The sequence below is a fragment of the Xenorhabdus koppenhoeferi genome (assembly GCF_900116635.1).
Taxonomy (GTDB): domain Bacteria; phylum Pseudomonadota; class Gammaproteobacteria; order Enterobacterales; family Enterobacteriaceae; genus Xenorhabdus; species Xenorhabdus koppenhoeferi.
The window spans coordinates 24,224-30,668 of the sequence record NZ_FPBJ01000036.1; the positions used below are offsets into that span (position 1 = coordinate 24,224).

The following is a 6,445-nucleotide window of genomic DNA, read 5'->3' on the forward strand; positions in this document are numbered from 1 at the left end:
CATGAGTGCACTGGCAACATCGGGGGCGGAATCGGGCCGCCAGTTACATAAATTTGGCGGCAGCAGTTTAGCTGATGTGAAATGTTATCAGCGGGTTGCGGATATTATGGAGAATTATAGTCAGCCGGGTGATTTGATGGTGGTATCGGCGGCTGGCAGTACAACCAATCAGCTTATAGATTGGTTGAAATTGAGCCAGAGTGATCGGATATCAGCACATCAAATACAACAATCGTTGCGGCGCTACCAGCAAGAGTTGATCCGTGGTTTGTTGCCAGAAGCCGTTGCAGAAGAACTGGTCATGAAGTTTATCGCTGATCTGGAAAGGTTGAGCGCACTGCTGGATAAACTCGTTACAGATATCACATACGCAGAAGTTGTCGGCCACGGTGAAATCTGGTCTGCACGTTTGATGGCGGCGGTACTTGAGCACAAAGGTATCCCCAGTGCTTGGCTGGATGCTCGCCGGTTCCTGCGGGCAGAACGCATTGCCCAGCCGCAAGTTGATGTCAGTTTGTCTCAGCCTCTCCTTAGTCAGCTATTGATCCAAAATCCCAATAAGCGTTTGGTTGTCACTGGGTTTATTTCCAGCAATCAAAGTGGTGAAACAATATTGCTGGGGCGTAATGGCAGTGATTATTCTGCTACACAGGTCGGTGCTTTGGCCGGTGCCAAAAAAGTCACAATCTGGAGTGATGTGGCGGGGGTTTACAGCGCGGATCCCCGCAAAGTCAAAGATGCGTGTCTGTTGCCATTGCTGCGTTTGGATGAAGCCAGCGAATTGGCGCGCCTAGCTGCACCTGTACTTCATACCCGAACATTACAGCCTGTTTCTGTCAGTGATATTGATCTGCAACTGCGTTGCAGTTATCAGCCTGAACAGGGTTCTACCCGCATTGAACGAGTACTGGCGACAGGGACCGGAGCGAAAATCGTTACTAGCCATGATGATGTCTGCCTGATTGAATTGCATGTTTCCTCAGCGCATGATTTCAAGCAAATTTACAAGGATATTGATTCACTGCTGAAACGTGCTCAGATTCGGCCGTTGGCGACCGGACTGCATGCGGACTGTAATCTGATCCAACTTTGCTATACCTCTGAGGTAGTAAACAGTGTCCTTGATGTTTTACAGGATGCAGCTTTACCCGGAAGACTTTCCTTGCGTGAAGGATTGTCTCTGGTCGCACTGGTGGGAGCGGGGGTCTGCAAGAATCCGTTGCATAGCCACCGCTTTTATCAACAACTAAAAGATCAACCTGTTGAATTTATTTGGCATGCCGAAGAGGGTATCAGCCTTGTTGCCGTTTTGCGCCTGAATCAGACTTCCCATTTGATTCAGGGATTGCACCAAAGCTTGTTCCGGGCAGAAAAGCGTATTGGTTTGGTGCTGTTTGGCAAAGGGAACATCGGTTCACGTTGGTTAGAACTGTTTGCCCGCGAACAGAAAAATCTTTCTGCTCGCAGTGATTTTGAATTTATTCTGGCAGGTGTTGTGGATAGCCGCCGAAGTTTACTGAATTATCAGGGGATTGATGCTAGCAGGGCATTGGCATTCTTTGATGATGAGGCAATTGAACATGAAGACGATGCACTGTTTTTATGGATGAGAGCGCATCCTTATGACGATCTCATTGTACTGGATGTCACAGCAAGTGAAGAATTGGCCAAAGAATATATCGATTTTGCCAGTTATGGTTTTCACGTTATCAGCGCCAATAAAGTTGCCGGTTCTTCTGACAGCAATACGTATCGCTCGATCCGCGATGCCTTTGCAAAAACGGGTCGCCATTGGTTATACAATGCCACCGTTGGTGCGGGATTGCCGATTAACTATTCCGTCAGAGATTTGCGGGAAAGTGGTGATACGATTTTATCTATCAGCGGTATTTTTTCCGGAACATTATCATGGTTGTTCTTGCAGTTTGATGGTTCTGTACCTTTCAGTGATTTGGTAGAACAAGCATGGCAGCAGGGATTGACGGAACCAGACCCGAGAATTGATCTTTCTGGTCAGGATGTGAGGCGTAAGCTGATTATTCTGGCTCGCGAAGCGGGTTATGAGATAGAACCTGATCAAGTCCGTGTTGAATCACTGGTGCCAGAAGAAGCGCGCATTGGCTCTGTTGAAGAATTCTTTGAAAACAGTGCAGCCGTCAATGCACAGATGCTTCAACGATTGCAAGCAGCACAGGAGATGGGGATGGTATTGCGTTATGTCGCACGTTTTGATATCAGTGGTAAGGCGAAAGTGGGTGTGGAAGCGGTACGCAGTGATCATCCGTTGGCTTCGTTGTTGCCGGGGGATAATATTTTTGCGATAGAAAGCAGGTGGTATCGTGATAATCCGCTGGTGATCCGTGGTCCTGGTGCGGGGCGGGATGTTACTGCGGGAGCCATCCAATCAGATTTAAATCGCTTGTCACAGCTTTTGTAGAGTCACTGTTTCGGCGAAATGGGTGATATACAGTAACACAAGGCCAGAAACCACATGAATCAACAATATTCCGCAATGCGAAGTAATGTCAGTATGCTCGGTAAGTTGCTGGGCAACACTATCAAAGAGGCTTTGGGAGAAGATATTCTTGATAAAGTTGAAACGATCAGGAAGCTATCCAAATCATCCCGAGCAGGTAATGAAGCCCATCGTCAGCAGCTTTTATCGACACTGGAAAATTTATCCAATGATGAACTCCTGCCCGTTGCCCGTGCTTTTAACCAATTTTTAAATCTGACCAATGTTGCTGAACAATATCACAGCATTTCACCACACGGTGAAGCTGCGAGTAATCCGGTAGCGTTGGCAACATTGTTCAATCGTCTTAAAGACAAACAATTCAGCAACGATGATTTGGCCAATGCCGTTAATGAGCTGGCAATTGAATTGGTTCTGACGGCTCATCCAACAGAAATTGCCCGCCGTACTTTGATCCATAAATTGGTTGAAGTTAATGGTTGTTTGGCACAACTTGATCATGACGATTTGGCGGATTATGAACGCAATAATATCATGCGTCGGCTGCGTCAGTTGATAGCTCAATCATGGCATACCGATGAAATCCGCAAAATCCGCCCAACTCCGATTGATGAAGCAAAATGGGGTTTTGCTGTTGTCGAAAACAGCTTGTGGGAAGGTGTGCCGGCGTTTCTGCGTGAGTTCAATGAACAACTGGAAGAATCCATTGGTTATAGTTTGCCAGTAGAAGCGGTGCCGGTTCGTTTCACCTCTTGGATGGGTGGGGATCGTGATGGTAATCCTAACGTTACCGCTGAAATTACCCGCCATGTTTTGCTGCTCAGCCGTTGGAAAGCGGCAGATTTATTCCTGAAAGATATTCAAATTTTAGTTTCTGAACTCTCTATGTCTGAGTGTACGCCTGAACTACGCCAAATGGTGGGCGGTGATCGGGTTCTGGAGCCTTATCGTGAGATTGCTAAGCAGCTGCGGACACAATTGAACAGTACGCTGGCTTATCTGGAGAAACGCCTTAAAGGTGAACAAGTTCTGCCACCGACAGATTTATTGTTACATAACGAACAGTTATGGCAGCCGTTGTATGCCTGTTATCAATCGCTGAAAGTCTGCGGTATGGAAATTATCGCAAATGGGCAACTGTTGGATACTTTGCGCCGCATTCGTTGCTTTGGTTTGTGTCTGGTGCGCATTGATATTCGGCAGGAAAGTACCCGCCATACCGATGCGATTGCGGAACTGACGCAATATTTGGGAATGGGAGATTATGCAAGCTGGCCTGAAGCTGAGAAACAGGCATTTTTACTGCGCGAATTGAATTCGAAACGGCCTCTTACTCCGCGTGATTGGCAGCCAAACCCAGAAACTCAAGAGGTGTTTGAAACCTGTAAAGTTATCGCGGAATCGCCACAAGATGCGATCGCCACTTATGTTATTTCCATGGCGAAAGTACCTTCTGATGTGCTGGCAGTGAAATTGTTGCTGAAAGAAGCGGGCTGCTCATTGTCATTGCCTGTTGCTCCGTTGTTTGAAACTCTTGAAGACTTGAACAATGCGGAAATGGTTATCCGGCAACTGTTGGGTATCGCATGGTATCGTGATCTGATTAAAGGCAAGCAGATGGTGATGATTGGTTACTCTGATTCTGCGAAAGATGCGGGCGTGATGGCAGCATCCTGGGCGCAATATCGGGCGCAGGATGCCTTGATCAAAGTGTGTGAAGAAGAAGGTGTCATGCTGACTCTGTTCCACGGACGCGGCGGCTCGATTGGTCGCGGTGGCGCTCCTGCTCACTCTGCTTTGCTCTCCCAACCACCGGGGAGTTTGAAAGGGGGATTGCGCGTAACGGAACAAGGGGAAATGATCCGCTTTAAGTTTGGCTTACCGCAGGTGACGATAAGTAGTCTGGCGTTGTATGCCAGTGCGATTCTGGAAGCAAATTTGCTGCCACCACCGGAACCAAAAGCAGAATGGCACCAGATCATGGAAACTCTCTCGGATGTTTCCTGCGATATGTATCGAGATTACGTCCGTGAGCAACCCGAGTTTGTGCCTTATTTTCGGGCAGCCACACCTGAGCAGGAATTGGCAAAACTGCCGTTGGGTTCGCGGCCAGCTAAGCGCCGTCCGACAGGCGGTGTTGAAAGCCTGCGGGCGATCCCGTGGATATTCGCATGGACACAAAACCGCCTGATGTTACCGGCATGGTTGGGTGCTGGCGCGGCGCTGCAACAGGTGATTGACGAAGGTAAACTGTCGGCATTAACCGATATGTGTCACAACTGGCCCTTCTTCAATACCCGCATTGCCATGCTGGAGATGGTGTTTGCCAAAGCAGACTTATGGCTGGCGGAATACTACGACCAACGTTTGGTAGAGCCGCAATTGTGGCCTCTTGGAATTAAACTGCGCAACCAGCTTGCAGAGGATATCAAAACGGTGCTGACAATCTCGCAGGATGAGCAATTGATGGCGGATTTGCCGTGGATTGCGGAATCTATCGCGTTGCGTAATGTATATACCGATCCGTTGAACGTACTACAGGCGGAATTGTTGCAACGTTCCCGTCAACAGGAAGACCTTGATCCGCACCTTGAACAGGCGCTGATGGTAACAATTGCGGGCGTGGCGGCTGGGATGCGCAATACAGGTTAATATTTGATTTTATGAAAATAATAAAAGCCGAATGGGAACTTTTCGGCTTTTTTATTTCCATTTTTTAACAACGGAACTTCCCATCAACGAAACAATGCAATTATGCAGGGCGAACACCCAGTGTATGGCAGATGGCGTAACTCAATTCCGCTCGGTTCAGGGTATAAAAATGAAAATCCTTCACCCCTTCACGACTGAGAATTTTCACCATATCCATAGAAATAGATGCTCCCACTAAGTTGCGACTTTCCGGGTCGTCATCCAATCCTTCAAACATTCTGGTCATCCAGCTTGGGATGCGGACGTTAGTCATCGTGGCGAATCGTTGTAGTTGACGAAAGTTCGAGACAGGCAAAATGCCCGGCACAATTTCTACATCAATTCCCGTTGCGACACAACGATCACGAAAACGGAGATAACTTTCCACATCAAAAAAGAATTGGGTAATGGCGCGATTGGCTCCGGCATCAATTTTATGTTTTAAATTAATCAGATCTGCCTGTGCGCTTTTCGCTTCTGGATGTACTTCTGGATAAGCCGCAACGGAAATATCAAAATCCGCCTCTTTTTTTAAGAGCTCAACTAAATCAGCACCATACATTTCTGGCTTACAACCATTATTAGGTAAATCGCCACGCAATGCCACGATATGACGAATGCCACTTTGCCAATAATCATGGGCAATGGTGCGCAGTTCTTCACGGTTGGCATCAATACAAGTCAGGTGAGGAGCTGCATCAAGGCCAGTTTTTTCTTTGATTCCTTTGATGATGCTGTGGGTACGATTACGCTCGCCAGAGTTGGCACCGTAGGTGACGGAAACAAATTTAGGTTTCAGCTTGCTTAAGCGATCAATGGATTTCCACAGGGTTTGTTCCATCTCAGCAGTGCTGGGTGGAAAGAATTCAAAGGAAACTCGAATCTGCCCTTCAAGTTCAGCCAAATTCTGATTCAGCGCTTCTCGCTGATTTGCATGGAAAAAACTCATACCCTGTGCCCTCGTGAACAAGCGGATCTTTTTTGTGATATCCGCTTACGTTTAGATGCTTAAATGTTTATATGTCTATCCGTTTAGATGTCTAAATAGAATGGTTGAAGCAGGGTTTTTAGTCAATCGAGAAATGTCTTATTCCCAATGAGGAATATTCAAAGTGATCAGGAAAGAAATTCATGTTTGGGGTGGCACATGGAAATATGGGTTAACTGTATCGACAGGACGTTTCCGCCAATCGTAATAGGCGCTGCGTGACACCTTAAATGCCTGACAGAGTTCCGTGACCGGCCATTGGGCGCTCAGCCGTGTGATCAACGAGTAGC

At 47.4% G+C, this 6,445-nt stretch carries 4 protein-coding genes; 2 read left to right on the plus strand and 2 right to left on the minus strand.

Translation table 11 applies throughout. From position 1 onward, the window contains the following. Position 1 precedes the first annotated feature (1 nt). Positions 2-2,437 (plus strand): bifunctional aspartate kinase/homoserine dehydrogenase II, encoded by a 2,436-nt coding sequence (locus BM329_RS11400; protein WP_092553196.1) that lies wholly within the window; start codon positions 2-4, stop codon positions 2,435-2,437. Positions 2,438-2,491: 54 nt separating this feature from the next. Beyond that, entirely contained in the window at positions 2,492-5,128 is a 2,637-nt protein-coding gene (gene ppc, locus BM329_RS11405; protein ID WP_092553198.1) for a phosphoenolpyruvate carboxylase, read from the plus strand. Between the two features lie 100 nt (positions 5,129-5,228). On the opposite strand, the gene metF is transcribed toward ppc, so the two are convergent. Together metF and BM329_RS15330 are read right to left on the minus strand one after the other, a co-directional pair. Next, a complete protein-coding gene (gene metF / locus BM329_RS11410; protein WP_092553200.1) occupies positions 5,229-6,116 on the minus strand; it encodes a methylenetetrahydrofolate reductase in 888 nt (295 codons plus the stop codon). A gap of 180 nt (positions 6,117-6,296) precedes the next feature. Then, entirely contained in the window at positions 6,297-6,437 is a 141-nt protein-coding gene (locus BM329_RS15330) for a helix-turn-helix domain-containing protein (protein WP_422643814.1), read from the minus strand. Positions 6,438-6,445 lie beyond the last annotated feature (8 nt).